Source organism: Phenylobacterium sp. (genome assembly GCF_031425575.1).
Classification (GTDB): Bacteria; Pseudomonadota; Alphaproteobacteria; order Caulobacterales; family Caulobacteraceae; genus Phenylobacterium.
Genome location: NZ_JANPJP010000077.1, coordinates 1 through 1832, shown reverse-complemented (window position 1 = coordinate 1832; position 1832 = coordinate 1). Strand labels below are relative to the sequence as shown.

Genomic DNA, 1832 nt, shown 5'->3' with positions numbered 1-1832 from the left:
TGCCGCCGCCGGCGCCGGAACCGACGATGATCACGTCAAAGGGCTCAGCCGCCATGTCTTCTCCCCCGACCGATGGCCATGAGGTCTCGCCGGGCCTTCGCCGTCAAGCCGCCACGGGCGTGGGCGGCCTCAGGCGATCGCTCACCGAGGATGCAAACCCTCGATATAGGCCCGCAAATCGCTGACCTCTGCGGCAGTCAGGCTGACCGGCGGCATATCGTAGTGGCCCGTGCGGGTCAGTTCGGCCAGCCGTCCCTCCAGACCAACCGTGTGGCGCATTTCCAGGCTTCCGAAGGCCGGCGCCTTGCCTCCCCGGCGGGTTTGCCCGCCCGGTTCCACGGCATGGCAACCGGAGCAAGCCCGCTGCGCGATGGTGCGGCCACGCTGCTCGGGACTATCTGCCCGCTTGTGGCCGACCAGCGTGGCGCAGCCGCCCATCGCAATGGCGAGCGCCGTTACGACAGCAAGCGTGTGGACGGACATCGGCTGACCTTTCAGGATCGTCGCAGTCTGCAGCGCTCGGCCCGCCCGTCATTGATGTGGATCAGATACGCTTGCGGAACCGCTTGGCCTCGGCTGCCAGCTTGGTGACCCACTGTTCCGGCTCGGTGCTCTCGGCCTGGAACGGGAGCGTTCCGGCCACGCCGCGCAGGGCCAGCCAGAGCTGGGTGCTAAAATGGCCCAAGACACGAAGCGGTCTGCGCTTGTCATCGGTGACGTCCCAGCCAGCATCTTCAAACGCCGCCACCTGGACCGACGTCGCCTTGCCCTCGATGTGGTCCCAGCTGTCGGGACGCGGCGTTTCATCGGCCTCGTCCGCAGTCAAGCCGAAGATCGCCAGGGAGCAGGCGTCGATATCCGGGAATTCGGTGCGAGCTTCCGGTTCGGCGAAGTCGCGCTTCATCACGGCGCGAAATTCGAGGTCCCTGACGCCGGGCAGGTCGATCAGGCGGCGAAGCGGCGCGGGTGGGCTGGACATCGGCTATGCCCTATCGTGGATGCGCTGGGTTGGCGAGGCTGTGGTGAACTTGCACCGATGCCCGCAAACCCTCAGGGTTATTGCGAAAGCCTCAACCCCGACCCTCGCGTGGCGTTGAAATCATGCGGGTGTGCACCCGTGGTCGCATCTGAAGGAAATCGAGCCCTATGACCGCCAGCCGCCAGATCCACCTTGTCCGCCGGCCCGACGGCGTACCAGTCCCGTCAGACTTCGCGGTGGTCGAGGTCGACACCCCCGACGCCGCCGACGGGCAGGTCCAGGTCCAGAACCTGTGGATGTCGGTGGACCCCTACATGCGGCCCCGGCTGACCGCCGACCAGCCGCTGGACGTTCCCATGATCGGCGGCGGCATCGGCCGCGTGGTCCAGTCGCGCAACCCGCGCTTCAAGGAGGGCGACCTGGTGCGTCACGGCGCCGGCATGCAGGAACGCTTCACCAATGACGGCAAGGGGATGCAGGTGCTGACCCCCGATCCGGCGTTGTCGCTGAGTGTCTACATGCACGCCCTGGGCGGCACCGGGATCACGGCCTATGGCGGTCTGCTGGAGACGGGTGCGCTCAAGGATGGCGAGCAGGTGTTCGTCTCCACCGCCGGCGGCGCGGTGGGCTCGGTCGTGGCCCAGATCGCCAAGCTCAAGGGCTGCTATGTGGTGGGCTCCACCGGCGCCGACGACAAGGCCGCCTGGCTGAAGGACGAGGTCGGGATCGACGCCGTCATCAACTACAAGACGGAAGCCCTGGCCGAGGCCCTGAAGGCCGCCACGCCCAAGGGCATCGACGTCTATTTCGAGAACGTCGGCGGCGGCCACCTGGACGCCGCCCTGCCGCGCAT

Annotated in this window: 3 protein-coding genes; 1 reads left to right on the top strand and 2 read right to left on the bottom strand. The window is 67.4% G+C overall.

All coding sequences use genetic code 11. The features are described 5' to 3' along the window. Positions 1 to 141: 141 nt before the first annotated feature. A complete protein-coding gene (locus RMO97_RS04310) occupies positions 142 to 483 on the bottom strand; it encodes a cytochrome c (RefSeq protein WP_310539311.1) in 342 nt (113 codons plus the stop codon). 61 nt (positions 484 to 544) lie between these two features. Continuing rightward, on the bottom strand, positions 545 to 979 hold the full coding sequence (locus tag RMO97_RS04305; protein ID WP_310539310.1) for a hypothetical protein: 435 nt from the start codon (positions 977 to 979) through the stop codon (positions 545 to 547). 167 nt (positions 980 to 1146) lie between these two features. On the opposite strand from RMO97_RS04305, the gene RMO97_RS04300 reads away from it, so the two are divergent. Next, positions 1147 to 1832, top strand: a 686-nt coding sequence (locus RMO97_RS04300; protein WP_310539309.1) for an NADP-dependent oxidoreductase, incomplete at its 3' end; no start/stop codon positions are given.